The sequence below is a fragment of the Nocardia transvalensis NBRC 15921 genome (assembly GCF_000308875.1).
GTDB classification, from domain to species: domain Bacteria; phylum Actinomycetota; class Actinomycetes; order Mycobacteriales; family Mycobacteriaceae; genus Nocardia; species Nocardia transvalensis.
Genome location: NZ_BAGL01000081.1, coordinates 116312 through 142428, shown reverse-complemented (window position 1 = coordinate 142428; position 26117 = coordinate 116312). Strand labels below are relative to the sequence as shown.

Here is a 26117-nt window from a genome sequence, read left to right as displayed (position 1 = left end):
TCGAACGGTGCCGGCCGAACGGGTACGGGTCGAACGGCTCCGACTTGGGCGGATACGGCGCGAACGGTGCCGACCTGAACGGATTCGGGTCGAACGGGTACGGGTCTAACGGTTCCGACCCGAGTGGGTTCGGCGGCTACGGGGCCAACGGCTCAGACCCGGGCGGCTTCGGCGCGAACGGGTTCAACGGTTACGGATCCAGCGGCCCCGACCTGAACGGCTACAACGGCGGCGCTCCGAACGGCGCCCCGCCCCCGTTCGAACAGCACTCCTACCAGTCACCCGCCATGTCGGACGCCGCGCTGCGCGAGCCCACCGGATACGGCGGCTGGCCCGGCACGCCGTCTCCCGAAGCGCCCGCTCCGGCGGAACCCGATCCCGTCGATCCGTTCGCCGGCCCCGGCGGCCGCCGCGCGCGCCGGGAGCGCATGGAAGCCATGGACGCGCTGGCGGAGCCGGGCTTCGACGCGCCCGCGCCGGATCAGGCGCCCGGCCGCCGGCACCGCCACGGTCCGGCCGACGAGGCGACCGAGGTACGCCCGCTCCGCGGCCCGTTCCCGCCCCCCGACGGCGGCGCCCCGCCCGCATGGTCGCCCGCGCCCCCGCCCCCGGACGCGGAGTCGCTATCGCCCGGGCGCCCGCAGTTGCCGCGGCGCAACGGCGCCGGTCCCGCCGGTCCCGCGAACGGTCTACCCGCGTGGTCGGCGCGCAGACGGCCGACTCCCGAGCCGCCCGCCCCGCCGCTGGATTCGCCGAACGGCATGCCCGGCAATCCGGACGCGCAGGCCACGGCCGTCTGGTCGCTGGCCGGACGTGACCAGCAGCTGGTGTCCGGTTCGACGGTGGCCGGAGATCTCCTGCGCGATCAGGCCGACCGCCGCGAATCCGGTTCGCGCCGCGGCCGGGCGGCCGTCGCCGAGATGCCGGCGCCCGTCGACGATCGCACCGATATCTACTCGCCGGTCCATCCCGACGAGGACTTCGACGACGAATTCGATTCCGACGAGTACGACCTCGACGACCTCGATCTGGACGACGACGACCTCGACGACAAGCCCAAACCGTGGGCGGCCGCGGCGGCCAAGATCGCCGAGGTGCGTTCCCGGGCGGCCGCGCGGGCTCCCTCGAAGTCCTCTCGCGCCTCCCGCGCACTCAGCGACGACGACATCGCCCGCAAACAGTGGATGGTGCTCGGCGGCCAGGTCGCCGGGGCCGCGGTGGCGGGCATGCTGCTGTTCAAGGGCTTCGAGAAGATGTGGGACGTCCTGCCGTTCGTCGCCCTGGTCCTGGCCATGGTCGTGATACTCGGCCTGGTGGCCCTGGTGCGCGTGCTGCGCCGGACCGACGACATCACCAGCACCGTGATCGCCGTCGTCGTGGGCATCTTCGTGACGCTCGGCCCGCTAGCCTTCCTTCTCAGCACCAACTGAGCAGGGAGCGGCAGTGGGGACCAGTCAGGCCGGGAACGTCATCCAGGTGGGGTTGTCGACGGCGTCGGTGTACCCGGAGAACACCGAGGCGGCGTTCCGCTACGCGGCCGAACTCGGCTACGACGGCGTGGAACTGATGGTCTGGGCCGAACCGGCCAGCCAGAGCATCGCGACCGTGCAGACCTACGCGCGCCGGTATTCGGTGCCCGTCCTGGCGGTCCACGCGCCCTGTCTGCTCATCTCGCAGCGGGTCTGGGGCCCCGACCCCATCGCGAAGCTGGAGCGCAGCGTGCACACCGCGGAGGCGCTCGGCGCGGATACGGTCGTGGTGCACCCGCCCTTCCGCTGGCAGCGGCGCTACGCCGAGGGTTTCTCCGAGCAGGTGGACCGGCTGGAGGAGAACGGCTCGGTGGCGGTGGCCGTCGAGAACATGTTCCCCATGCGCGCCGACACCCTCTTCGGCCGGGGGCCGGGTTCGGCGCGCCGACTGGAACGCCGCGGCGGTCCCGGACTGTCGCTCACCACGTTCAGCCCGTCCTACGACCCGACCGACACCGGCTTCCGGCACTACACGCTCGACCTGTCGCACACCGCGACCGCGGGCGTCGATCCGCTCGCGCTGGCGGCCCGGATGGGCGGCAACCTGGTGCATCTGCATCTGGCCGACGGCACCGGCGCCGCCCACGACGAGCATCTGGTCCCGGGCGAGGGCACACAGCCGTGTGTCGAGGTCTGCGAGGCTCTCGTGCACGGCGGATTCGGCGGCCACGCGGTGATCGAGGTGAACACCCAGAACGCTCGCACCACGGGAACGCGCGCCGCCGCCCTGCGTCGCGCGCTGAGCTTCGCCCGCGCGCATCTGAACGATCCGCACGCGGCGCCCACTCCGGAGTCCACCGGGGCCAACAGGGCCTGATATCGGCCGGATGTGGTGCGTTCGTCACATCGGGTAGGGAATCGCCGCGCCCCGAGCCACACTTATACGCTGTACGAGCGAATCGAGACCTGGGCAGGAAGGAGCGGCGGTGACGGAACTGGCGACGGATACGGGACGGTCGGACACCGACCTCGGAGACGCCCCGTTCAGCCGGGTGTGCGCGGTGACCGAGCTTCCGGACGCCGGACGCTATCTGGGCCGTATCGACCGGGTCTGGACCATCGGCAAGAAGCTGCACGGCGGCACGATGGTCGCGGGCAGCGCCGCGGCGGCCGCCCGCCGGCTGCGTGATCGCGAACCCGCCCTGGCCGAGATGTTCCCGATCGCGGCCGCCACCGACTTCCTCGGCGCCCCGGATCCGGGCGACGTGGAGTATCACGTCGACATCCGCAAGACCGGCAGGCAGATCTGCCTGGTCGACACCGACCTGGTGCAGGACGGCCGCACGCTGGTGCACACCACCTTCACCTTCGGGCACCTCGACGACACGGCGCCCGCCTACACCCGCGACAGCCACACCGACATGCCGGTCGAACCGCCCGCCGACGCCGTCGGCTACGAGATCGACTCCCCGATGGGCCGCCTCGTGCACGTCGCGCAGGGCGCCTCGGTGGCCATCGATCCGGGCTGGGCCCGCTTTCTGAAGGGCGAACAGGGCGAGCCGCGGTTGCGACTGTGGATCCGGCCGCGCGCCGGCGACGAACAGGATCCGGACGTCGCCGCGTACTTCGCGATGATGGCCGGCGATATGAGCCCGCCGGTGCCGATGAATCTGGGCACCTTCGGCTGGGCCCCGACCGTTCAGATGACCACCTACCTGCGCCGCCGTCCGGCCCCGGGCTGGCTGCGGATCATCGCCACCGCCGAGGAGATCGGCGGGCGCATGTTCGACGAGGACCAGCTCGTGCTCGACTCCACCGGCGCCGTGGTCGCCCAGTCCCGGCAGCTCGCCCTCATCCCGCAACCGCGATAAGAACCCTTTGCCCGCCGCCGCGCGGCACGCGGATAGCCTTGACCATCATGACGAGAATTGCGGTGATCGGTGGCGGACGGATCGGTGAGGCATTGATCGCCGGGCTGCTCGAGTCGGGGCGGGCGAGCAAGGATCTGGTCGCCGTCGAGACGGCGGCCCCGCGCGCCGAATTCCTCGGCGAGCGGTTCGGCATCCGGGTCACCGGCAGCATCGCCGACGCCGCGACCGCCGCGGATCTGCTCGTGATCGCCGTCAAGCCCCACGACGTCGACGCCGTGCTGACCGAGCTGGGCAAGGCCGAACTCGACAACGATCGCGATCAGGTCCTGGTGTCGCTGGCCGCCGGGGTGCCCACCGCGCGCCTGGAGTCCAAGATGCCCGCCGGGTTCCCGGTCGTGCGCGTCATGCCCAACACGCCGATGCTCGTCGGCCAGGGCATGAGCGTGCTGGCCTCGGGCCGCTACGCCAAACCCGAGCAGTTGCAGCAGGTCAGCGAGGTCCTCGAGGCGGTCGGCAAGGTGGTGACCGTGCCGGAGTCGCAGATGGACGCCGTGACCGCGGTCTCCGGCTCGGGCCCGGCGTACTTCTTCCTGGTCGTGGAGGCCATGGTCGAGGCCGGCGTCGGCCTCGGGCTCAGCCGCGATGTGGCGACACAGCTCGTCGGGCAGACCATGCTCGGCTCCGCGGCGCTGCTGGACGAGTCGGGTCAGGACGCTGCGGAGTTGCGCGCGGCGGTCACCTCGCCCGCCGGAACCACTGCCGCGGCGGTGCGCGAACTGGAGCGCGGCGCCGTGCGCTCGGCGTTCTGGGAGGCATTGCATGCCGCCAAGCGACGCTCTGTGGAACAGGGATCGACGGCCGAGTAGCGCGCAATCGACACTGTTATCTCCCACCCGTCGCAGTAATCCCACTGGTCCCGCTAAGCTTCAAGGAGCACGTGCGTGTCTGTTCCGCCGGTGGGGAAGCCGGCGGCGCGGACGTGCCGGAGGTGTGAGTGGCGCAATGATGTCTGGAAACAGCTCTGCGAGTACCGGTCCCGCTATCGGTGGAGGGACGCAGTTCCTCACCGTCGCCGAAGTGGCGAGTCTGATGCGGGTGTCCAAGATGACGGTGTACCGGCTGGTGCACTCGGGAGAGCTGCCCGCCGTGCGGGTAGGTCGATCGTTCCGGGTGCACGCGAAGGCCGTGCACGATTATCTGCAGACGTCGTACTTCGACGCCGGGTAGACAACCGGTCGGGCCCGAACCGTTCCGGCGACAGCCGGAGCGGCGGGTCCGGCGACCCTGTTGACGGGCCGGCCGTCGGCGATCCCCGTTTCGTTCGCCGATGGTTGGCCCGGTACGATGAACCACCGTCGTGTTCTCCCGCGGGCGTGCTGGATCCAGCCGGGTGGACACGGGCGTACGTAAACCGGCGTGCGCGCCGAGGTAGAGAGAGAACGCGAGGAACAACCCTATGGGTTCTGTGATCAAGAAGCGCCGCAAGCGCATGTCGAAGAAGAAGCACCGCAAGCTGCTCCGCCGCACACGCGTGCAGCGTCGTAAACTCGGCAAGTAACGCTGCGGTTGCTGAAAGCCCGTCACCCGATGTGGTGACGGGCTTTCCATTTTGAAAATCACGAATTTAAAACCTCGTGGTTTCCGGTGGCGGAAGTCATCGTAAGAAGCAGGTTAAAGACTGCTGAGGTAGTGGCGGCAACGGCTACTCTGGAACGCGGGAATCAGGCGAAAATCGGGGCTGCATAGGTGGGATCCGGCGTGGGTGCGAGTGTGCGGGACGGGCATACGCCCAAGGTCGTCCTGGTGACCGGCGCGAGCCGGTTCTTCGGCGGCAACGTGGTCGCGCGGCTGGCCGCCGACCCCACCGTCGAGCGCGTCATCGCCGTGGACGCGCGGACGCCGGGCCGGGAGCTGCTGCGGCGCATGGGCCGGGCCGAATTCGTCCGCGCCGATATCCGAAATCCCTTGATCCGCAAGGTGATCGACGGTAACGAGGTCGACACCGTGGTCCATCCGGCGGTGCTGTCGCGCCCGCCGTCCGGCGGCGGCCGGGCGGAGATGAAGGACTTCAACGTCCTCGGCGCCATGCAGCTGATCGCGGTCTGCCAGAAGTCGTCCACCGTTCGCCGGGTGGTGGTGCGCTCGTCCTCCGCGGTCTACGGATGCAGTGCGAAAGACCCCGCGAAATTCACCGAGGAAATGAGCGCGCGCACCCCGCCGCGGGGATGGTTCGCGCGTGACATGATCGAAGTGGAAGGTTTCGTCCGCGGCCTCGCCCGGCGGCGTCCGGATATCGCCGCCGCGATTCTCCGTTTTCCGCCGATCGTCGGCCCGCGCCTGGCGCATCGGGGCGTCCAATATTTCCGTTCCCCGGTGACGCCGACCATCCTCGGCCGGGACCCGCGCCTGCAACTGCTGCACGAGGAGGACGCGATCGCCGCCCTCGCGCACTCCGCGCTGGCCGCGCCCGGCGGCACGTTCAACGTGGGCGGGGACGGATCGCTGGTGCTGTCGCAGGCCATCCGGCGCGCCGGCCGCATCGCGCTGCCGGTGCCGTACTCGCTGTTCCGTTCCGTGGGCCGCTCGTTTATGGGCCCGGTGATGCGGGAATTCACCGCAGAACAGATCGACTACTTCCACTTCGGCTGCGGTCTGGACACCACGCGGATGCGCGCCGAACTCGGATATCAGCCGCGCTGGACGACAGTGCAGGCATTCGACGACTTCGTCGGGGGCGCAGCGTTGCGGCCCGTCATAGATCCACGGTGGATCGACGCCGCGGAGACGAGACTTCTCGGCCTGGTCGGGGCCGGAGCGGGAGCACACCAATGAGTGACGTGGCCAAGGTAATTCAACTGCACGATGTGGACACCGAGGCGCGACACCGCGCGGCCGCGCGGCGTCGTCAGGGGGAAACCGCGCCGAGCCCGGTGACCTCGCTGACCGAACGGCTGGCCGAGACGGGCCCGCAGGAGCCGCCGTCGCTGGGGGAGATGCTCCGCGGCGCGGTCACCGACGGCATCCGCGGCACCGCCGACTTCGCTCGCCGCCGCCTCACCGGCGACTACCAGATCGACGAGTTCGGCCTCGACGAACACCTGCTCGAGACGCTGGTGCTGCCGGCGCTGCGGCCGCTGTCGGAGCTGTGGTTCCGGGTGCAGGTCAGCGGCATCGAGAACCTGCCCGAATCGGGCGGCGCCCTCATCGTGTCCAATCACGCAGGCGTGGTCCCGATCGACGGCCTGATGCTGCAACTCGCCGTGCACGACCGCCACCCCAAGCAGCGCGCGCTGCGGCTGCTGGCCGCCGACCTGATCTTCGAACTGCCGGTGCTGGGCGGGCTGGCCCGCAAGGCCGGGCACACCCTGGCCTGCCCCGCCGATGCCGAGCGACTGCTGCGCGCGGGCGAACTGGCCGGTGTGTTCCCCGAGGGCTTCAAGGGCATCGGCAAGCCGTACAGCGAGCGCTACAAGTTGCAGCGGTTCGGGCGCGGCGGATTCGTGTCGGCCGCGGTGAAGACGGGCGTGCCGATCATCCCGTGCTCGATCGTCGGTTCCGAGGAGATCTACCCCAAGCTCGGCGACCTCAAGCCGCTGGCCCGCCTGCTCGGCCTGCCGTACTTCCCGGTCACCCCGCTGTTCCCGCACCTCGGCATGCTCGGCGCCCTCCCGCTGCCGTCCAAGTGGTACATCGAATTCGGCACCCCCATCTGCACCGGCGGCTACGAACCCGAAGCCGCCGACGACCCCATGACCATGTTCGAGGTCACCGACCAGGTCCGGGAGACCATCCAGCAGACGCTGTACAAGCTGCTGATGAAGCGCCGGAATCCCTTCACGGGATAGTCGCCCGGAAACAAGAGGGGAAGCGCTCAGTGCGAGTTTTCCCGCTTGCGGGTCAGGACGGCCGCAGCCGCACCGCCCGCCGCGCCCAGGGCCAGGGCTGTCGGGACGCCGATCTTGGCGGCCTTGCGGCCGGTGCGGAAGTCGCGGACCTCCCAGCCTCGGTTCTTCGCGACCTCGCGCAGGTCGGAGTCGGGGTTGATGGCTACCGAGGTGCCGACGAGCGACAGCATGGGGACGTCGTTGTGGCTGTCGGAGTAGGCCGTGCAGCGCTTGAGGTTCAGGCCTTCGCGAATGGCCAATGTGCGTACCGCGTGCGCCTTGCCCAGGCCGTGCAGGACATCGCCGACCAGGCGACCGGTGAACACCCCGTCGACGCTCTCGGCGACCGTGCCCAGCGCACCGGTGAGACCCAGCCGCTTCGCGATCACCTGGGCCAGCTCGACCGGCGTCGCGGTCACCAGCCACACCTGCTGACCGGCGTCCAGATGCATCTGCGCCAGCGCACGGGTGCCGGGCCAGATCTTGTCGGCGATGATCTCGTCGTAGATCTCCTCGCCGAGGGCGGCCAGTTCGGCTGTGGAGCGCCCGGCGATGAACGACAGCGCCTTTTCCTTGCCGCTGACCATGTCGCCCTGGTTCTCCTTGCCGGTCACCCGGAACTTCACCTGCTTCCAGGCGATATCGACCAGATCCGTGGTCCGGAAGTACTTGCGCGCGGCCAGCCCGCGGGCGAAGTGCACGATCGACGCGCCCTGCACCATCGTGTTGTCCACATCGAAGAACGCGGCCGCCGTCAGATCCCGCGGCGGACGAGCGTGCGGCGGCAGCTCCGAATCGGCCTCGTCGACACCGGATTCGGCCAGTTCGGCATCGTGCAGCGCGAGGGCGGCGTCGGCGCTGGCCTCACCGGCGAGGTTCGCGCGCACCTCCTCCTCGCTGGGCCCGAACGGGCTGCGCGCGATGCGGGTGAGCTGGTCGGACAGGCCCTGGCTCCAGCGTGCCGGGAATTCGCCGAACCTGCCCGCGATGAAGCCCGTCCTCGCCTCTTTCGATCGTTCCGGCACCAGTACCTCCGCCTGTCCGCGCGAACATCTCAACCCTACTGTGTTTAATGGCGCCGCCTTCGGCGTCGCGGGTTTGCGGCGCTCGTGTGGCTCGCGTTCGGTGGGCGTTTGCTTGCTCCTTCGTCGCATCGCAAACGCCCACCGAACGCGAGCCGCGCCGCAAACCTTGTGGGGAGTACCCAATTCGTGGCTTGGCCTGGGGGGCCTCTCACTCTCGGCCTGGTCCCCCTCTCGTTCTACTGCTCGTTCGTGCGCATTAAATGGTGGCATGAGTGAGGCGTTGCATTCTGTGACCTTGTTGACCCGGGCGGGGTGTGGGCTGTGCACCGTGGCTCTCGATCGGCTGCGGGCGGTGTGCGCGGAGTTCGGGATCGCGCCGGACACCCTCGACGTGGACGAGGCCGCGGCGACCGATCCGGGGCTGCGGGCCGAGTACGGGGACCGGCTTCCGGTCGTGCTGCTGGACGGGCGCGAACACAGCTACTTCGACGTCGACGAGCCGCGGTTGCGCGCCGACCTGAGTCGCTGAGCACGGGCTTCGGCGCGTTGGGTGGAAACGCACGGGTAATTGCCGGTTGAATGCGGGTGTGACGTCGGGTGCGAGCGCGCCCGCGAGTGACTGAATTCACCGACTTTGTGCAGGGCTTCACAAGCGGTTACGGTGGTGACACGCAAACCCGACTGCTGTAGGCAGCGGGCGCACCCGAAGCCCCGATGTATCGAGACCGGCGCCTGGCCCGGCGTCGGCGGTGCACAGCGAACCGGACACCTATCCCCGGCCGGACGAGGAGCCGAACGACGTGACAGAGCAGCATGAGACGCCAGGTGCAGGCGTCTCCGGCAGGGCTCTGCATAAGGACATCCCGCAGGCCACAGTGACGCGGCTGGCCACCTATCTCCGGGTGCTCGCCCTACTCGCCGACGAGGGTGTCCTCATCGTATCGAGTGAAGAACTGGCTGTCGCGGCGGGTGTCGGTTCTGCGAAGTTGCGCAAGGATCTGTCGTTCCTCGGCCCCAACGGGGTTCGCGGTGTCGGATACGACGTCGCCAAGCTGCGCGCCCGCATCGAGAACGTGCTCGGCCTGTCCGAGGGACACCGGGTGATCCTGGTCGGCGCCGGAAATCTGGGGCGCGCGCTGGTCGGGTACGGCGGCTTCCGGCGGCGCGGGTTCAGCATGGTCGGCATCTTCGATTCCGATCCCGGGGTCGTCGGCGACGCCGTATGCGGCCTGATCGTCCGCGATGTCGCGGGCCTGCACGCCGCGGTCACCGAACTCGAACCCACCATCGCCGTGATCACCGTGCCGGACGCCGCCGCGCAGGACGTCTGCGATCAGCTCGTCGCGGCCGGTGTGCAGAGCATTCTCAGTTTCTCGCCGACCGCGCTCGACGCGCCGCCGACGGTCGAGGTCCGCCGGGTCGACCTCGCCGTCGAGATGCAGATGCTGTCGTTCGAGCGAGCGCGCAGCGCGGAGGCCGAGGCACAGGACGAGGCGCACAGCGTGGCCGCGGGTGAGACCGTGACCGCGGTGTCCACGCCGATCGGGCGCCGGGTGGCGGACCGGTCGCACGTGGGCATCAAGCATTCGGCAACGGAGCCAAACAAGGGATCGGTGGTAGCACCATGAGCGTGCTTCTCGTCGGAATTTCGCATCGCAGCGCACCGGTCGCGGTGCTGGAGAAGGTTGCTGTCACCGAGGACGACCGGCCGAAGCTGACCGATCGCATGCTGACCTCGCAGCACGTCTCCGAAGCGATGATCGTCTCCACCTGCAACCGCGTGGAGATCTACGCGGTGGTCGACGCCTTCCACGGCGGCCTCGCCGAGGTCGGCGACCTACTCGCCAAGCACTCCGGCCTGCCGCTTCCCGAACTGACCAGGCACGCCTACGTGCGCTACAGCGAGGCCGCCGCCGAGCACCTGTTCGCCGTCGCGAGCGGGCTGGACTCCCTGGTGGTCGGCGAGCAGCAGGTGCTCAGCCAGATCCGCGCCGCCTACGCCGCCGCCGACGCGCAGCAGGCCGCCGGGCGCACCCTGCACGAACTGGCCCAGCACGCGCTGCGGGTCGGCAAGCGGGTCCACTCCGAGACCGGGATCGACCGGGCCGGCGCCTCGGTGGTGTCGGTGGCCCTCGACCGGGCGCGCAGCGTGCTCGGCGGGGTGGACGGCCGCGCCGCCGTGGTGATCGGCGCCGGCGCGATGGGCGGTCTCGCGGTCGCGCACCTCGCGCGGGCCGGGGTCGGCCACATCACCGTCGTGAACCGGACGCTGGAGCGGGCGCAGCGGCTGGCCACCACCGCCGCCACCATGCACGGCGCCTCGGCATCCGCCGCCGATCTGTCCGGCCTCGTCCCCGCCTTGGCCGATGCCGACATCGTGATCACGAGCACCGGAGCGGTCGGTTCGGTGGTCACCCTCGCCGACGCGCACCGCGCGCTCAACGCCGCGCGGGTCGGCCACCAGATGGTCATCTGCGATCTGGGCCTGCCGCGCGATGTGGACCCCGCGGTCGCCGGCCTGCCCGACGTGACCGTGATCGACATGGAGACGCTGCAGCGCGATCCGGCCGCGGGCGCGGCCGCCGACGACACCACCGCCGCGCGCGCGATCGTCGCCGAGGAACTCGCGAAATACCTTGCGGGCCAGCGGATGGCGGAGGTGACGCCGACCGTGGCGGCGCTGCGCCAGCGGGCCGCCGACGTGGTCGAGGCCGAACTGCTGCGGCTCGAGTCGAAGCTGCCGGACCTCGCCGATCCCGAGCGCGAGGAGGTGGCCCGCACGGTGCGCCGCGTGGTCGACAAGCTGCTGCACGCGCCGACGGTGCGGGTCAAACAGCTGGCCTCCACGCCGGGCGGCGACACCTATGCCGAGGCGCTGCGCGAGCTGTTCGAACTGAAACCGGGCGCGGCGCAGGCCGTCGCCGCGCCGATGGAGATCGCGGCACTGGGCGATCTGGCCGACGACTTCACCCCCGGCCACCCGAGCGAGGGGCAGGGACACACCGCATGACCGAGACGACGATGACCGGGGAAATCGTGACCGATGCACTGATGCAGGAGCACGACATGACCGCACGAGGCACTACCGACGCGCCGTGGCGCATCGGCACCCGCGGCAGTCTGCTGGCGCTCACGCAGGCCGGTACGGTCCGCGACGCGCTGATCGCGGGCGGGCAGCACGCCGAACTCGTCGTCGTGAAAACCGCCGGAGACAAATCGTCCGATCCGGTCGAGAAGATCGGCGTCGGCGTATTCACCGCCGCGCTGCGCGACGAACTGGCCGCCGGCACCGTCGATATCGCGGTGCACTCCTACAAGGATCTGCCGACCGCCCCGGACCCGCGCTTCGTCATCCCCGCGATCCCGCCGCGCGCGGACCCGCGCGACGCGGTGGTCGCCCGCGACGGCATGGTGCTCGGCGAACTGCCGCCCGGCGCGAAGGTCGGCACCTCCGCGCCGCGCCGGATCTCGCAGTTGCGGGCGCTGGGCCTGGGCCTGGAGGTCCTGCCGCTGCGCGGCAATATCGACACCAGAATGCGCAAGGTCGCCGACGGCGAACTCGACGCGGTGATCCTCGCCCGGGCCGGACTGGCCCGCGTCGGCCGCCTCGACGAGGTCACCGAGGCGCTCGAGCCGGTGCAGATGCTGCCCGCGCCCGCGCAGGGCGCGCTGGCCGTCGAATGCCGCGTCGAGGACACCGATCTCGTGACCATCCTGTCCGGCCTGGACGATGCCGCCACCCGGGCCGCCATCCTCGCCGAGCGCTCCCTGCTGGCCGAGCTGGAGGCCGGTTGCACCGCGCCGGTCGGCGCACTCGCCGAGGTGGTCGAGTCGCTCGACGACGACGGCCGGGTGTTCGAAGAACTGTCGCTGCGCGGGTGCGCGGCGGCGATCGATGGCTCGGACGTGATCCGGGCATCCGCGGTCGGCTCGCTCGACCAGGCCGAGGAGCTCGGCCGCGCGCTGGCGCGTGAGCTCCTGGAGCTGGGGGCACGCGACCTGCTCGGCGGTAGCGACGGGGCCGAAGGAGGCAGCCTGCGTAACCACGAAGGCCCCCGCGGACGCCGCGTCGAGCACAGCGCTGACGACAGCGCCCCCTCAGACCTCAGTAATCCCAGCCCGATGGAGAACACCTAATGAGCCGAGCCACCAAGAAGCACCCCGGTCGGATCCTGTTCGTGGGATCGGGCCCCGGTGATCCGGCGCTGCTCACCGTGCGGGCCCGCGAGGTGCTCGGCCGGGCGACGCTGGCCTTCACCGATCCCGATGTCGACAAGGGCGTGCTGGCCCTGGTCGGGACCGCGGTCGAGCCGGAACCGGACGGAGAGCTTCCGGTCGACGTGCGCCCGGCGCTCGGCGAGCCGGCGGAGGTGGCCAAGACCCTGATCGCGGAGGCGCGCAACGGGCACGACGTGGTCCGCCTGGTCTCCGGCGACCCGCTGACGACCGATTCGGTGATCTCCGAGGTCAACGCCGTCACCCGGTCGCATATGACCTTCGAGGTGCTGCCCGGCCTGCCGTCCGGCACCACCGTCCCGTCCTACGCGGGAATCGCGCTGGGCTCCAGCCACACCGAGGTCGACGTGCGCGGCGAGGTCGACTGGGCCGCCGTCGCGGGCGCGCCCGGGCCGCTGGTGCTGCACGCCACCTCCGGGCACCTGGCCGAGACGGCGAGCGCCCTGGTCGAGCACGGCCTCGCGCCGCAGACCCCGGTCGCGGTGACTGTGCGCGGCACCACCCGCCAGCAGCGCACCATCGAGGCCACGCTGGCCACGCTCAACTCCGCCGCCTCCGAACTGGTCGGGCCTCTCGTGGTCACGGTCGGTAAGGAGGTCGAGAAGCGGTCGAAGATGTCCTGGTGGGAGTCGCGCGCGCTGTACGGCTGGACCGTGCTCGTTCCCCGCACCAAGGAGCAGGCGGGCGAGATGAGCGAGAAGCTCGTCATGCACGGCGCCATCCCGATGGAGGTGCCGACCATCGCCGTCGAGCCGCCGCGCAGCCCCGCGCAGATGGAGCGCGCGGTGAAGGGCCTGGTCGACGGCCGCTACCAGTGGGTGGTGTTCACCTCCACCAACGCGGTGCGAGCGGTGTGGGAGAAGTTCGGCGAATTCGGCCTGGACGCGCGCGCCTTCTCGGGTGTGAAGATCGCCTGCGTCGGCGAGGCCACCGCGGACAAGGTGCGCTCGTTCGGCATCAACCCCGAACTGGTGCCCAGCGGCGAGCAGTCCTCCGAGGGCCTGCTGGCCGACTTCCCGCCCTACGACGACGTTTTCGATCCGGTGAACCGGGTGCTGTTGCCGCGCGCGGATATCGCCACCGAAACCCTGGCCGAGGGTCTGCGCGACCGCGGCTGGGAGATCGACGACGTGACCGCGTACCGGACGGTGCGCGCCTCGCCGCCGCCCGCCGAGACCCGCGAGATGATCAAGACCGGCGGCTTCGACGCCGTGCTGTTCACCTCCTCGTCCACGGTGCGGAATCTGGTCGGAATCGCCGGAAAGCCGCACGCGCGCACCATCGTTGCCTGCATCGGCCCGAAGACCGCCGAGACGGCCATCGAATTCGGCCTGCGCGTGGACGTGCAGCCGGAGATCGCCCAGGTCGGCCCGCTGGTCGACGCGCTCGCCGAACACGCCGCCCACCTGCGCGCCGAGGGCCTGCTGCCCCCGCCGCGCAAGAAGAGCCGCCGCAGCCGGTAGTGGTGTGCCGGTGCCCGTGCGAGCACCGGCACACCACCCCAGGCCCCGCGCGAAGCCGCCGCGTCCCGTCGTAGCTCGGGCGGGCATGCCTCAGCGCCGGGCGCGCATCAGGTCGCGGACCAGACGGCAGGTCTTGTCGGACGGCGGGCGGATGCCGACGATTTCCGCTGTGCGGCGGATGGTTTCGTTATCGGCCAGACTCGCGCGATAGACCCCGGAGTCGAGCAGTGCGATGGACAGCCGCATCGCCTTCAACCTCCGATTGTGGGTGACGTACCACGTGCGCGGCCGGCCCGGCGGCAGCGGACGCTTCATCAGCGGGACATAGGGCCGATCGATGATCGTCGGTGCGGTTGCGGCCACGAGATCCTCCCCTCGCCATCGAGAATCCTATCGGATCCCCTCGAACATATCTTCGATTCTACCGCGGACCACCGACAGGAATCGTGACCCGGGCGACAGCGGCGGAGGCGCTCGCGACAGCCGCCGGAGCGGGGCGTATCGTGCGGATCATGACCGCAATGGACCGCCCGCGGCGGTTGCGTCGGACCCCTGCCCTGCGCCGCCTCGTCGCCGAGACCACGCTGGAGCCAAGGCAATTGGTGCTGCCGATGTTCGTCGCCGACGGCTTGGCAGAGCCGCGCGAGATCGGCTCGATGCCCGGTGTGTACCAGCATTCGATGGACTCGCTGCGCAAGGCTGCCGTCGAGGCCGTCACCGCGGGCGTCGGCGGGCTCATGCTGTTCGGCGTGCCGCGCCCGGAGGACAAGGATCCGAGCGGCAGTCAGGCCGCCGCACCGGACGGCATTCTCAACCGCGGCCTGCGCGCCCTGGCCGACGAGGTCGGTGACTCGACGGTCGTCATGGCCGACACCTGCCTGGACGAATTCACCGATCACGGCCACTGTGGCGTGCTGTCGGCGGACGGCAGCGTCGACAACGACGCCACCCTGGACCGCTACGTGGAGATGGCGCTGGCGCAGGCCGAGGCGGGCGCCGATCTGCTCGGCACCAGCGGCATGATGGACGGCCAGGTGGGCGCGATCCGCGCGGGTCTCGACGCCGCCGGCCGCACCGACACCGGCATCCTCGCCTACGCGGCGAAGTACGCCTCGGCGTTCTACGGCCCCTTCCGCGAGGCCGTCGGCTCCTCGCTGCAGGGCGACCGCCGCACCTACCAACAGGACCCGGCCAACCGCCGCGAGTCGATCCGCGAACTCGAGCTGGATCTGGCCGAGGGCGCCGACATCGTCATGGTGAAACCGGCCATGTCGTACCTGGACATCCTGCGCGACGTGTCCGACCGGTCGTCCGTTCCGGTCGCGGCGTACCAGATCTCCGGCGAGTACTCGATGATCACCGCCGCCGCCCAGCGCGGCTGGATCGATCGCCGGGGCGCCGTCCTGGAATCGCTGCTGGGTATCCGCCGGGCGGGCGCGGACTTCGTGCTCACCTACTGGGCCACGGAGGCGTCGCATTGGCTGTCCTGATGCAGGTCGGCCTGGGCGGTCGTCGTGGCTCCGTCTGTTGGGGCCACGGAGGCAGCGCATTGGCTGTCCTGATGCAGGTCGGCTCGGGCGGTCGTCGTGGCTCCGTCTGTTGGGGCCACGGAGGCAGCGCATTGGCTGTCCTGAAGCAGTCGGCTCGCGCGGTTGTCGGGGCGACCGAGGCCGCGCACTGGCTGTCGTGAATCAGTGGAGTCCGCCGGGACGCCCGGAACCCGTACCGGTTCCGACGGATGTCCGCACCGCCGGCCAATTGTGGTGGGGTGTCGTCGCTCTGGGAGTGCTGCGGCTGATCACGGGCGCCGTGGACCGGTTCGCCGGCCGCCGCGACCTCGCCAAGGAGCTGTACGACCAGGTGCGCGCGCAGCAGCCGGAGGCCACGCTCGCCCAGGTCGACCTGATCGTCTCGGTCATGCAGGTGCTGATCGTGGTGTTCGGCCTGGCGCTCGCGGTCGGCGCGCTGGCCGTGGTGCACCAGCTGCGCCGCGGGCGGCTGTGGGCTCGCACGCTGCTCGATGTGGCCGCGGCCGTGCTGGTGTTCGGCGCGATCGGGACGATGATCGAACTCGGCGGCCGCGGCGGCGTGGTCCCGCTGGTCACCGGTGCGGCCGCGATCCTGCAGGCCGTGATGGCGGGCGGCGCGCTGTTCCTGTGTCGCAGAAGCGAATCCGACGCTTTCTTCCGGCTCAACGGCCGATAGAAGATACTCCGAATTTGTTACAGACATGCCAGGATGTATCGTGAGGGCAGTCACAGAGGATTTGGGAATCGGATGTCGTTGCTCGAACGTTCCATTTGGGCTCGCGATGCGCGGACGACTCCGATGGAGCGGAGGCATCGATGCGTGTGGTGATCCAGCAGCCCCAAAGCCTTCGGCGAGACGTACTGGTGCTGAGTCTGCTCATCCTGTTCGGACTGCTCACCCTCGCCGTTCTGTTGCTTCCGGGAGCGGTCGGCTGAATTCCCCCGTATGAACGACGTGTCCACCGTGCCCACGGTGCTGTTCGCCGAACCGGGCGCCCGCTGGCGCACGGTCGCCTACGGCCCGCTGCTGTGCCTGATAATCCTGGTGCTGGAACTCGTTGTGCGAGGTCAGGTGCACTGGTTCGGGCTGGCGTTCTGCGCGGCGCTGCTGGCGGGATTCGTCTGGTTGCAGGTGGTCGCCGGGCGCCGGCACGTGAGTGTCGAACTCACCCCGACCGACCTGCGTGAGGGTACCGAGACCCTGCCGCTGCGCCGCATCGCCGAGGTCCTTCCGGAACGCGACGACGAGTCCTGGGACGACGAGGACTGGGAATCCGCCCGCGCGCTCGGCGAGCTGTCCGGCGTCCCGCGCCGCCGCAAGGGCATCGGGCTGAAATTGCGTGACGGCAGCCTGCTCCAGGCGTGGGCCCGCGATCATCGCAGGTTGCGCGCCGAACTGACCGCCGCCCTGGAACAGTTGCCCGACCCCGAACCCGATACCGAGGAGGACGCCCGGTGATGCGACGGTTGTGGATCGTGGTCGACCTGGTTCTGCTGGTGCTGTGCGTCGGGGCGGCGGTGCCGAGCTGGCGCCACGGCCTCACCACGACGTCCTTCGCCGCGTCGGGCGAGCAGCCCGCCTTCGAGGCCACCCGCTACTCCGGCTCCTGGATCGGCCTGTCCGCCCTGCTGTTCGCGATCGCCGGCCTCGCCGCCATAGACCTCGTCGCCCGCTGTGCCCGCTCCCGCTGATCCCGGGCCTGTCCGCTCCGGGCATATCGCTTACTCTTGCGCGGCACGCCGCCCCTGAAGCTGTTGAGTGTCGCGGGATGCGGCGGACAATGGCGATATGAAGCGCACACATCTCACGAGACGCGCCGCGCTCACAGTGCTGGCCACGGGGGCCATCGGCGCTGCCATCGTGACCCCGGCAGCCGCCGAGGTCCCTGCCGCGACGACACCTACGATGGCCGCCCCGGTCTCCCTGCTCGACCTACTCCCCAACCCGCTGAACTGCCTGCTCTCCACGGGCTTCGCGGCGTTCTGCCTGGGCGTGCCGCTGTCGTGAGGAGGGCGGGTCAGTTCCAGCGCTGGTAGATGTCGATCACCCGCGCGCCGTGCGTGCCGGGCGCGTTGACGAACACCGCGACGCTCCCGTCCGGATGCTCGGCGGCCTCCATGATCACCTGCCGGAGCGAGGCGTGAATGCTGCCGCGATCGTCGCGGTAGAGGTCGGTATCCGCCTGCAGGCCCGCACCCATCCGGCTCTGCGGCACCACCTTGGTGACCATTGCCGGAACCGGTCCGGCCGCCAGCGCGGCCGTTTCCTCGTGGGACAGATTCACCCCGATGCGCCCCTGATCGGGCTGCGCGACCGGGACACCCGCCGCGGCCTGGCCGGCGCCGCCGAGCGCGGCGGCGATCCCGGCGGTGAGCAGGGCTGTGCTGAGCAGGATGGTTCGCATGGAAATCCCTCCCGGCCGTGGACGAGTCGTGGGTCGAGCGTACGTTTCAGCAATCGATCAGCGATCGATATGTCCTGAAAGACGTACCGGCGTGTTGCGATTTCATCCCTTTCGTGCGGTTCTTGGCCTGATGTGGGCAAACTTCGGGAAACGTGACGTGTCCCGACTCCGGACCGAGGCCGATGTGCCGTGGCTCACCCCACTACACCCTGTCGTCGACCGGTCGCGGCCCGGCTGCGACACTGGAGGCCGTGAGTTCTTCTCCGCGCGCAACCCAGGTGCACGTGCCGGTCTCCGCCAGCCTCTTCGAACGCGCCGCCGCGATCATTCCCGGCGGCGTGAACTCGCCCGTCCGGGCGTTCCAGTCCGTCGGCGGCACACCGAGATTCATCGCCTCCGCGCGCGGCTGCACCCTCACCGACGCCGACGGCAACGACTACGTCGACCTGGTGTCCTCGTGGGGCCCGATGATCCTGGGCCACGCGCATCCGGCCGTGGTCGAGGCGGTGCGGCGGGCCGCGACCGGCGGGCTGTCGTTCGGCGCGCCGACCGAGGCGGAGATCGACCTGGCCGAGGCCATCGCCGCACGGGTCGATCCGGTCGAGCGGGTGCGGCTGGTCAACTCCGGCACCGAGGCCACCATGAGCGCGGTCCGGCTGGCGCGCGGCTACACCGGCCGTCCCAAGATCATCAAATTCGCCGGCTGCTACCACGGGCACGTGGACGCGCTGCTGGCCGACGCGGGCTCGGGCGTCGCGACGCTGGGCCTGCCCACCTCGCCGGGCGTCACCGGCGCGCAGGCCGCCGACACCATCGTGCTGCCGTACAACGACCTCGACGCCGTCGCCGCCGCGTTCGCCGAACATCCCGACCAGATCGCGTGTGTGATCACCGAGGCCGCGGCCGGGAACATGGGCGCGGTCGCGCCGGTGCCGGGCTTCAACGCGGGCCTGCGCGAACTCACCACCCGGTACGGCGCGCTGCTGGTCATGGACGAGGTGATGACCGGATTCCGCGTGAGCCCGGCCGGCTGGTACGGAATCGACGGCGTCGCGGGCGATCTGTACACCTTCGGCAAGGTGATGAGCGGCGGACTACCGGCCGCGGCGTTCGGCGGCCGCGCGGACATCATGAACCGCCTGGCCCCGATCGGACCGGTCTACCAGGCGGGCACGCTGTCCGGGAATCCGGTCGCGGTGGCCGCCGGCCTGGCCAGCCTGCGTGCGGCCGACGACGCCGTGTATGCCGCGCTCGATCGCAACGCGCAGCGCTTGGGCGGCCTGTTCACCGAGGCGCTCACCGCGGCCGGCGTCGCCCACGTGGTGCAATTCGCGGGCAATATGGTGAGCGTGTTCTTCGCCGACCGACCGGTGACCGACTACGCCGCCGCCAAAGCCAGTGACACCTGGCGCTATCCGGCCTTCTTCCACGCCCTGCTCGAGCGCGGCGTGTACGGCCCGCCGAGCGCGTTCGAGGTGTGGTTCGTCTCCGCGGCCCTCGACGAGGACGCATTCGCCCGTATCGCCGCCGCCCTGCCCGCCGCCGCGGCGGCCGCGGCGGCCGCCACACCCGAAGGATCCCGCGCGTGAGCGACCCCGACCACCTCGATTCGGCCTCTGCCCCGATACCTCCCGCCTCCCCGGTGCTCTCCGACTCCGGATCACCCGCCGCCACCGCGCGCGGCGAAGATCTGGACGCGGGGGCGACCGGAGCCGAGTCTGCGCGGGAACCCGCCGCACCGCGCTCCGAGAGCGAGCCGGAGTCCGGCGCCGACTCCGGCGCCACGCGGTCACTGCCCGCGCACGTCGCCTCCGACACCGAGACGATCGTGCACGTCATGCGGCACGGCGAGGTGCACAACCCGAAGGGCATCCTCTACGGGCGGCTGCCGGGATTCAGCCTGTCGGTGAGCGGCCGCTCGCAGGCCACGGCCGTGGCCCGGTCGCTGGCCGACCACGACATCTCGCTCGTGGTGGCCTCGCCGCTGCAGCGCGCGCAGGAGACCGCCGAACCCATCGCGGTCCAGCACGGCGTCGTGGTCCGCACCGACGACAACCTGATCGAGGCCGGCAACACCTTCGAGGGACTGCGCGTCTCGGTGGGCGACGGCGCCCTGCGCAAGCCCCGGCACTGGTGGAAGTTGCGCGACCCGTTCACCCCGTCGTGGGGCGAGCCGTATCTCCAGATCGCCCATCGCATGCTGGCCGCGGTCAACAAGGCCCGCGTCGAGGCGGCCGGCCACGAGGCGGTGCTGGTCTCGCATCAGCTGCCGGTGTGGACGCTGCGCCGCTTCCTGGAGGGCAAGCGGCTGTGGCACGACCCGCGCAACCGGCAGTGCTCGCTCGCCTCGCTGACTTCGCTTGTGTACCAGGGCGATACGCTCATCGACATCGTCTACTCCGAGCCCGCCGGCGAATCGGATCCGCGGGTGACGGGAGCGTGAACGGCCGGGCCGGTCGCTGGTCGGTGGTGCTCGCGTGCCTGGCGCTCGTGGCGGTGCTGACCGGCTGTTCGACGGGTAACGACGCCGTGGTCAGCGGCGGCACCTTCGATTTCGTCTCGCCCGGCGGCAAGACCGACATCTTCTACGACCCGCCCGCGACCCGCGGCACCATCGGCAAGTTGACCGGCCCGAATCTGACCAGCCCCGACAAGAAGATCTCGGTCGACGATTTCGCGAATCAGGTCGTGGTGCTGAATCTCTGGGGCCAGTGGTGCGGCCCGTGCCGCTCCGAGGTCTCCGCGCTGGAGCAGGTCTACGAGCAGTCGAAGGCCAAGGGCGTGGCGTTCCTCGGGATCAACGTCCGCGATCCGCAACGCGACAAGGCCCAGGACTTCGTCGCCGACGCGCACGTCGGCTACCCCTCGATCTACGACCCGGAGATGCGCACCCTGCTCGCCCTCGGCGGCAAATTCCCCACCAGCGTCATCCCCACCACCCTGGTCCTGGACCGTCAGCACCGCGTGGCCGCCGTCTTCCTCCGCCCCCTCCTCGCCGAGGACCTCCAGCCGGTCGTCGACCGCATCGCCGCGGAGGCTTCGCTGTGACAGGCGGCGTGGTGAGTGTGGATATTCTTGCGGGCGTGGGGGATTCGTTTCAGGAGACCGCGGCCTCGGGGCCGTTGATACTGGCGCTGGGTGCGTGCCTGCTCGCCGGGCTGGTGTCGTTCGCGTCGCCGTGTGTGGTGCCGCTGGTGCCCGGGTATCTGTCGTATCTGGCCGGTCTGGTGGGGGCCGAGGCGCCGCCGGTGACGGTCGAGTCCGCGTCGAAGGACCGGCAGGCCACGCTGCTCGCCAAGGCCGGGCGGATGCGGGTCGCGGGGGCGGCGGGGCTGTTCGTGGCCGGCTTCACGGTCGTCTTCGTGCTGGCCTCGGTGACCGTCTTCGGCGTCATCCAGACGTTGAACGTGAATCGTGAACTGCTGCAGCGCATCGGCGGCGTGGTCACCATCGTGATGGGGCTGGTGTTCCTGGGCCTCATCCCGGCCTTGCAGCGCGATACCCGGATGCACCCGCGCCGGTTGACCGGTGTCGTCGGCGCACCCTTGCTCGGCGCGGTCTTCGCACTCGGCTGGACGCCGTGCCTGGGCCCGACGCTGTCCGGCGTGATGGCCGTTTCCGCGGGGACGGAAGGTACTACGGCCGCCCGCGGAGTGGTGCTGATCGTCGCTTACTGCCTCGGGCTGGGCCTGCCGTTCGTGATCCTGGCGTTCGGGTCGGCCAGCGCGCTGCGCGGTGTCGGCTGGCTGCGCCGCAATTCGCGCACCATCCAGGTGATCGGGGGGATCCTGCTCGTCGCGGTCGGCATCGCCCTGGTCACGGGGCTGTGGGATCAGTTCGTCGGGTGGGTTCGCAATGTATTCGTCTCCCAGGTGACCCTTCCGATCTGACATGACTGCCACCATGACCCCCGCCCCAGCCCCGGCCCGCCCGCCGCGCCAGTCCCTGCCCCGTCGCGCGTGGGCGCTGGTGCGCAACACCTGGCGCGGGCTCACCAGCATGCGCACCGCGCTGATGCTGCTGTTCCTGCTGGCGCTGGCGGCCATCCCCGGCGCCCTGCTGCCGCAGCGGAGCCTCAACGAGCAGAAGGTCGACCAGTACATCATCGATCGGCCCACGCTGGGCCCGTGGATGGACCGGCTCCAACTGTTCGACGTGTTCTCCAGCTTCTGGTTCACCGCGGTCTACGTGCTGCTGTTCGTCTCGCTGGTGGGCTGCATCGTGCCGCGCGTCTTCGACCACTACAAGGCATGGCGCACACCGCCGGTGAAAGCGCCGCGCAATCTGGCGCGGCTGCCGCACCACTACTCCACCAGCACCGCCGACCCGGCCGAGGACGTGATCGCGAAGGCCCGCGGGGAGCTGCGCGGCTGGCGGGTGCGCGAGCGCGCGGGCGACCAGGACGGCGAACTGACGCTCTCGGCGGAGAAGGGGTACTTTCGCGAGCTGGGCAATCTCGTCTTCCACCTCGCCCTCGTCGCGCTGCTCGTGGCGGTGGCCGCGGGCCGGTTGTTCGGGTACGAGGGCACGGTCATCGTGATCGCCGACAACGGCCCGGGTTTCTGCACCACCTCGACCGCCGCCTTCGACTCCTTCCGCGCGGGCCGGGTGAACGACGGCACCGGACTGGCCCCGATGTGCGTGCGCGTCAAGGACTTCCGGGCCGACTACCTGCCCAACGGCCAGGCCGAGATGTTCACCGCGGACATCTCCTATCAGGCCGGCGGCGATCTCTCGAGCGATACCTGGCGCGACACCACGATCCAGGTCAACCACCCGCTGCGAGTCTCCGGCGACCGCCTGTACCTGCAGGGTCACGGCTACGCGCCGACTTTCACGGTCACCTATCCCGACGGCCGGACCCGCACCGAGACCACGCAGTGGCGGCTCGACGACGGCACCACCTTCCTCTCCAGCGGCGTCATGCGCTTCGACCCGCCCGGCGGCATGTTCGGCACCGAACAGGAGCGACGCAAGCATCAGATCGCGATCGAGGGCCTGTTCGCGCCGACCGCCCTGCTGCACGGCAACCTGCTGACGTCGTCCTATCCGGCGCTGAACGATCCGGCGGTGGCCGTCGACATCTATCGCGGCGAGACCGGTCTCGACACCGGCCGCCCGCAGTCGCTGTTCGCGCTGGATCCGGAGATGGTCAAGCAGGGCCGGTTGGCCAAGGAACAGCGGGTCAATATGCGGCCCGGCGAATCCGCCACGCTGGCCGACGGCACCAAGGTGACCTTCGACGGCGCCAAGCAGTACGCGAACCTGCAGGTGTCGCACGATCCGGCGCAGGGCTGGGTGCTGGCCTCCGCGCTCACGATGATGGCCGGGCTGCTGGTGTCACTGCTGGTGAAGCGCCGCCGAATCTGGTTGCGCGCCTACCCGGACGCCTCCTCGGATGATGAACGACGTACTGTAGTAGAGATGGGCGGTCTGGCCCGCACCGACCAGGCGGGTTGGGGCGGAGAATTCGATCGCCTGCGCACACGGCTGCTGGACGGCGGCCCGGACGACCCCACCGCGCGGACCGAGAGCACGAGAGAGTGACCATGCCGATCGACGAAACTCTCGCCGGATACAGCAATCTCGCCTTCAAGACGGCGTTCGTCATCTACGTCCTCGTGCTGGCGATGCTGATCGTGCAGTACGCCTCGGCGCGCAGCCGCCAGACCGCCGAGAAGGAACTCGTCACCGTCGGCGGCGGTGACGCTCCGGCGGCGCCCGGCCGCATCGCCGAATCTCCCCGCAGTCCGCTGCCCGAGCGGCTCGGCAATATGGCGTTCTCGGTGCTGTTCGTCGCCATCGGCCTGCATCTCGCGGCGATCGTGTTGCGCGGCTTCGCGACTCACCGCTTCCCGCTCGGCAACATGTACGAATTCATCACGATGGCCACGGCCGCCGCGGCGGTCACGGGCGTGGTGTTCATGCACGAGCGGCGCTATCGCTCGATGTGGGTCTTCCTGCTGGCGCCGATCCTGATCCTGATGTTCCTCGCCGGCCAGGTCCTCTACGCCGACGCCGCCCCCGTGGTCCCGGCTCTGAAGTCCTACTGGCTCCCCATCCACGTCACGGTCGTCAGCATCGGCAGCGGCATCTTCATGCTCTCCGGCGTAGCCAGCCTCCTGTTCCTCTTCCGCCTCCGCCAGCCCGAGGGCCAGGAATCCTCGAACGTCCTCGGCGCCATGGCCCGTCGCCTCCCCGACGCCCGAGCCCTCGACCGCCTCGCCTACAAAACCACCATCGTCGGCTTCCCCCTCTTCGGCTGCGGCGTCATCCTCGGCGCCATCTGGGCCGAATCCGCCTGGGGCCGCTTCTGGGGCTGGGACCCGAAGGAAACAGTCTCCTTCATAGCCTGGGTCGTCTACGCCGCCTACCTCCACGCCCGAGCCACCTCAGGCTGGCGAGACACCAAGGCCGCCTGGATCAACGTCGCAGGTTTCGTAGCCATGCTGTTCAACCTCTTCATCATCAACATCGTGGTGAGCGGCCTGCACAGCTACGCGGGTCTCAACTGATTCAGCCGAGGTTGATCGCATCCGCCCAGCGAGGCGTCCTGCCCATCTCGGCCATGATTTCGGCCCGCTCGCGGTAGCGCGCGATGTCGGGGGCGGTGGCGGTGAACCATGTGGAGACGTGCGGCCAAGTCTCGCGGGCGTACTCGTGTTCGATGATGGCCCATACCGGGGGATCGTCCAGATGGAGATCCGCGCCGTCGATCGCGGTGTATGCGTAGCTCTGGTGTGAGGTCAGGGTCAGTAGGCCGTCCGGGGCGCGCATCCCGTGTTGCACGGTCGTGAGGGAAGCAATCGCCTGCCGCTTGGTGTCGCTGGTGACGGCGTGCACACCGAAATGCGTGCCGGCCAACCACAATCCGGGTTGGCTGCCCACCACCCGCAACACCGCTCGAACGGATACCGGTGCGTCGGCACAGCCCTGCGCAGCGGCGAATCGATCGATCTGTTCGTCGGAAGCTCCCGCGACCGCAGAGCGGCGAAGTCCTTGGCGTATCGCCTGTTCGAAGGTCGCCTCGATAGCCCCGACCACTCGAATCTGCTCTTCGTTCATGGATTACTCCTACTGGCCGTATGAGTAGCGGAGGTCGGCGAACAACAGTTTGTTGAGGCGGTAGCGGAGGTGGCCGGTTTTGCTCTGGTCCGGGGGTGGGTCTGCTGCGGGCAATGTTCCCGCCTTGGACCCGATGGTGATCACTCGATCAGCGTAGGTCGCGCAGGACTGGGACAACGGGGCGAGCTGTGCGCCACAACGATTCATTGTGGATGTAGGTTTCGGCCGTGGATCTCGATGCGGTTCGGACCTTCGTCTCGGTGGCCGAGACGGGTCAGTTTCAGGCCGCTGCCGATGACCTGAGGATTACTCAGCAGGGGGCGTCGAGAAGAGTGGCGTCGCTGGAGCGAGAGCTTGGGGTGCAGCTCTTCGCGCGGACCGCTCGTGGGGCGCGGCTCACCGTCGACGGGCAGGCGCTGCTGCCTCATGCACGGGAACTGCTCCGCGCCGCCGAACGTGTCGTCGCGGCCGTGGCACCGGGGCGTCGGGCCCTGCGGATCGATGTCGTCGCGCGCAGGGTCGCACCTTCCAACGCTCTGTACGCGTTCTATCAGGAACACCCCGGCATCGAGTTGGATGTCGTCACTTTGGCTCACGCCGATGCCGCGACGGCGCTGGCGGAGGTCGGTGCCGGAACCCTCGACGCCACCTTCAGATCCCTACGAGGCCTGGATGTTCCGCGTGAACTTCGCGCGGCGCGGGTGCTCGATGATCGGCACCAACTACTGGTCGGGCCGCGGCATCCGCTCGCCGATGCAAAAGCCGTGACGGTCGCCGACCTTGCCGCGCACCGCATCTGGATGCCCGGCATGGTCGATGCCGAACCCCTCGGCTATTACGAGGATCTGGCGGCGGCCTTCGGACTCACCATCGATACGGCCGGGCCGAGCTTCGGAGCAGAAGCGCTCCTCGCCGAGATCGCCGACTCGCCCCAGCTCGCCACCTTCGTCTGCGAAGGCACCCGCTACCTCTGGCCGGAAAGCTACGACCTACGCCGAATCCCGATCATCGACCCGACCCCGGTCTACCCGCTCTCCGTGATCTGGCGAGCCGACAATCCCCACCCCGTCCTCGCCCACTTCCTCGACTACCTCCACACCAGGTACGAAACGACATCGACCGACGGCACCTGGGTTCCGGACTGGGCCCGCTGAATCGAACTCGTCGCTC

30 protein-coding genes are annotated in these 26117 nt (G+C 69.8%); 25 read left to right on the top strand and 5 right to left on the bottom strand.

The features are described from left to right. Positions 1 to 287: 287 nt before the first annotated feature. From ON41_RS42525 to ON41_RS28690, 8 genes are all read left to right on the top strand, one after another. Entirely contained in the window at positions 288 to 1430 is a 1143-nt protein-coding gene (locus ON41_RS42525; protein WP_246829620.1) for an Rv0497 family membrane protein, read from the top strand. Between the two features lie 13 nt (positions 1431 to 1443). Next, positions 1444 to 2346, top strand: coding sequence for a sugar phosphate isomerase/epimerase family protein (locus tag ON41_RS28715; RefSeq protein WP_040751099.1), 903 nt, complete (start codon positions 1444 to 1446; stop codon positions 2344 to 2346). Between the two features lie 109 nt (positions 2347 to 2455). After that, positions 2456 to 3340, top strand: coding sequence for a thioesterase family protein (locus tag ON41_RS28710; RefSeq protein ID WP_246829619.1), 885 nt, complete (start codon positions 2456 to 2458; stop codon positions 3338 to 3340). Positions 3341 to 3387: 47 nt separating this feature from the next. Next, a complete protein-coding gene (proC, locus tag ON41_RS28705) occupies positions 3388 to 4206 on the top strand; it encodes a pyrroline-5-carboxylate reductase (RefSeq protein WP_083905705.1) in 819 nt (272 codons plus the stop codon). Positions 4207 to 4342: 136 nt separating this feature from the next. Next, on the top strand, positions 4343 to 4567 hold the full coding sequence (locus ON41_RS28700; RefSeq protein WP_040751096.1) for a helix-turn-helix domain-containing protein: 225 nt from the start codon (positions 4343 to 4345) through the stop codon (positions 4565 to 4567). 229 nt (positions 4568 to 4796) lie between these two features. After that, positions 4797 to 4898, top strand: coding sequence for a 30S ribosomal protein bS22 (locus ON41_RS40670; RefSeq protein ID WP_003402602.1), 102 nt, complete (start codon positions 4797 to 4799; stop codon positions 4896 to 4898). Between the two features lie 200 nt (positions 4899 to 5098). Beyond that, positions 5099 to 6172, top strand: a complete 1074-nt coding sequence (locus ON41_RS28695) for an NAD-dependent epimerase/dehydratase family protein (protein WP_051162698.1) — start codon at positions 5099 to 5101, stop codon at positions 6170 to 6172. Beyond that, positions 6169 to 7185 carry a lysophospholipid acyltransferase family protein gene (locus ON41_RS28690; RefSeq protein ID WP_040751095.1) on the top strand — a complete coding sequence of 339 codons (1017 nt, stop codon included), beginning with the start codon at positions 6169 to 6171 and terminating at the stop codon, positions 7183 to 7185. Before ON41_RS28695 ends, ON41_RS28690 begins: the two co-directional genes overlap by 4 nt. Positions 7186 to 7211: 26 nt before the next feature. On the opposite strand, the gene ON41_RS28685 is transcribed toward ON41_RS28690, so the two are convergent. Further along, complete coding sequence (locus tag ON41_RS28685; protein WP_157185651.1) at positions 7212 to 8249, bottom strand: HAD family hydrolase; 1038 nt, start codon at positions 8247 to 8249, stop codon at positions 7212 to 7214. A gap of 280 nt (positions 8250 to 8529) precedes the next feature. Here ON41_RS28685 and ON41_RS28680 point away from each other — a divergent pair, with 280 nt between their 5' ends. The 5 genes from ON41_RS28680 to ON41_RS28660 all read left to right on the top strand — a co-directional run bounded on the left by ON41_RS28680 (position 8530) and on the right by ON41_RS28660 (position 13948). Further along, positions 8530 to 8778: a glutaredoxin family protein gene (locus ON41_RS28680; RefSeq protein WP_174411373.1), complete on the top strand. Its 249-nt coding sequence runs from the start codon at positions 8530 to 8532 to the stop codon at positions 8776 to 8778. 271 nt (positions 8779 to 9049) lie between these two features. Next, complete coding sequence (locus tag ON41_RS28675; RefSeq protein WP_040751130.1) at positions 9050 to 9877, top strand: redox-sensing transcriptional repressor Rex; 828 nt, start codon at positions 9050 to 9052, stop codon at positions 9875 to 9877. After that, positions 9874 to 11259, top strand: coding sequence for a glutamyl-tRNA reductase (locus ON41_RS28670; RefSeq protein WP_040751093.1), 1386 nt, complete (start codon positions 9874 to 9876; stop codon positions 11257 to 11259). The genes ON41_RS28675 and ON41_RS28670 overlap by 4 nt, the downstream gene beginning before the upstream one ends. 41 nt (positions 11260 to 11300) lie before the next feature. After that, positions 11301 to 12386 carry a hydroxymethylbilane synthase gene (hemC, locus tag ON41_RS28665; RefSeq protein ID WP_373281365.1) on the top strand — a complete coding sequence of 362 codons (1086 nt, stop codon included), beginning with the start codon at positions 11301 to 11303 and terminating at the stop codon, positions 12384 to 12386. Continuing rightward, entirely contained in the window at positions 12386 to 13948 is a 1563-nt protein-coding gene (locus tag ON41_RS28660; RefSeq protein WP_040751092.1) for a bifunctional uroporphyrinogen-III C-methyltransferase/uroporphyrinogen-III synthase, read from the top strand. Before hemC ends, ON41_RS28660 begins: the two co-directional genes overlap by 1 nt. A gap of 90 nt (positions 13949 to 14038) precedes the next feature. Here the strand turns inward: ON41_RS28660 and ON41_RS28655 are convergent, their stop codons facing one another. After that, complete coding sequence (locus ON41_RS28655) at positions 14039 to 14311, bottom strand: hypothetical protein (protein WP_040751090.1); 273 nt, start codon at positions 14309 to 14311, stop codon at positions 14039 to 14041. Between the two features lie 149 nt (positions 14312 to 14460). Between ON41_RS28655 and hemB the strand changes: the two genes are divergently transcribed. The 5 genes from hemB (at position 14461) to ON41_RS28630 (ending at position 17485) form a co-directional block, all read left to right on the top strand. After that, positions 14461 to 15438, top strand: a complete 978-nt coding sequence (gene hemB, locus ON41_RS28650; RefSeq protein ID WP_040751128.1) for a porphobilinogen synthase — start codon at positions 14461 to 14463, stop codon at positions 15436 to 15438. 196 nt (positions 15439 to 15634) lie between these two features. Next, positions 15635 to 16153 (top strand): hypothetical protein, encoded by a 519-nt coding sequence (locus ON41_RS28645; RefSeq protein WP_040751089.1) that lies wholly within the window; start codon positions 15635 to 15637, stop codon positions 16151 to 16153. 270 nt (positions 16154 to 16423) lie between these two features. Next, a complete protein-coding gene (gene mce1N / locus ON41_RS28640; protein ID WP_040751088.1) occupies positions 16424 to 16936 on the top strand; it encodes a transport-regulating membrane protein Mce1N in 513 nt (170 codons plus the stop codon). Continuing rightward, entirely contained in the window at positions 16936 to 17169 is a 234-nt protein-coding gene (locus ON41_RS28635; protein WP_040751087.1) for a hypothetical protein, read from the top strand. Before mce1N ends, ON41_RS28635 begins: the two co-directional genes overlap by 1 nt. A gap of 97 nt (positions 17170 to 17266) precedes the next feature. Continuing rightward, positions 17267 to 17485: a hypothetical protein gene (locus ON41_RS28630; protein ID WP_040751085.1), complete on the top strand. Its 219-nt coding sequence runs from the start codon at positions 17267 to 17269 to the stop codon at positions 17483 to 17485. Positions 17486 to 17495: 10 nt separating this feature from the next. Here ON41_RS28630 and ON41_RS28625 read toward each other — a convergent pair whose 3' ends face one another. Then, a complete protein-coding gene (locus tag ON41_RS28625; RefSeq protein ID WP_040751084.1) occupies positions 17496 to 17882 on the bottom strand; it encodes a hypothetical protein in 387 nt (128 codons plus the stop codon). 251 nt (positions 17883 to 18133) lie between these two features. On the opposite strand from ON41_RS28625, the gene hemL reads away from it, so the two are divergent. From hemL to ccsB, 6 genes are all read left to right on the top strand, one after another. Then, positions 18134 to 19471 (top strand): glutamate-1-semialdehyde 2,1-aminomutase, encoded by a 1338-nt coding sequence (gene hemL, locus ON41_RS28620; RefSeq protein WP_051162688.1) that lies wholly within the window; start codon positions 18134 to 18136, stop codon positions 19469 to 19471. A gap of 248 nt (positions 19472 to 19719) precedes the next feature. Further along, entirely contained in the window at positions 19720 to 20325 is a 606-nt protein-coding gene (locus ON41_RS28615) for a histidine phosphatase family protein (RefSeq protein ID WP_051162694.1), read from the top strand. Beyond that, entirely contained in the window at positions 20322 to 20930 is a 609-nt protein-coding gene (locus ON41_RS28610; RefSeq protein WP_040751080.1) for a TlpA disulfide reductase family protein, read from the top strand. Before ON41_RS28615 ends, ON41_RS28610 begins: the two co-directional genes overlap by 4 nt. Before the next feature lie 17 nt (positions 20931 to 20947). Further along, the gene (locus tag ON41_RS28605) at positions 20948 to 21772 is read left to right on the top strand and encodes a cytochrome c biogenesis CcdA family protein (RefSeq protein ID WP_174411372.1); all 825 of its coding nucleotides are present in this window, start codon (positions 20948 to 20950) and stop codon (positions 21770 to 21772) included. Position 21773: 1 nt separating this feature from the next. Further along, the gene (gene resB, locus ON41_RS28600) at positions 21774 to 23429 is read left to right on the top strand and encodes a cytochrome c biogenesis protein ResB (protein ID WP_040751079.1); all 1656 of its coding nucleotides are present in this window, start codon (positions 21774 to 21776) and stop codon (positions 23427 to 23429) included. A 2-nt stretch (positions 23430 to 23431) separates the two neighbouring features. After that, the gene (gene ccsB / locus ON41_RS28595; protein ID WP_040751077.1) at positions 23432 to 24397 is read left to right on the top strand and encodes a c-type cytochrome biogenesis protein CcsB; all 966 of its coding nucleotides are present in this window, start codon (positions 23432 to 23434) and stop codon (positions 24395 to 24397) included. A gap of 1 nt (position 24398) precedes the next feature. Here the strand turns inward: ccsB and ON41_RS28590 are convergent, their stop codons facing one another. Both ON41_RS28590 and ON41_RS43505 read right to left on the bottom strand, forming a co-directional pair. Continuing rightward, the gene (locus ON41_RS28590) at positions 24399 to 24947 is read right to left on the bottom strand and encodes a hypothetical protein (protein WP_063709968.1); all 549 of its coding nucleotides are present in this window, start codon (positions 24945 to 24947) and stop codon (positions 24399 to 24401) included. Between the two features lie 9 nt (positions 24948 to 24956). Continuing rightward, complete coding sequence (locus ON41_RS43505; protein WP_276325758.1) at positions 24957 to 25091, bottom strand: hypothetical protein; 135 nt, start codon at positions 25089 to 25091, stop codon at positions 24957 to 24959. 83 nt (positions 25092 to 25174) lie between these two features. On the opposite strand from ON41_RS43505, the gene ON41_RS28585 reads away from it, so the two are divergent. Next, complete coding sequence (locus ON41_RS28585) at positions 25175 to 26101, top strand: LysR family transcriptional regulator (RefSeq protein WP_040751073.1); 927 nt, start codon at positions 25175 to 25177, stop codon at positions 26099 to 26101. Positions 26102 to 26117 lie beyond the last annotated feature (16 nt).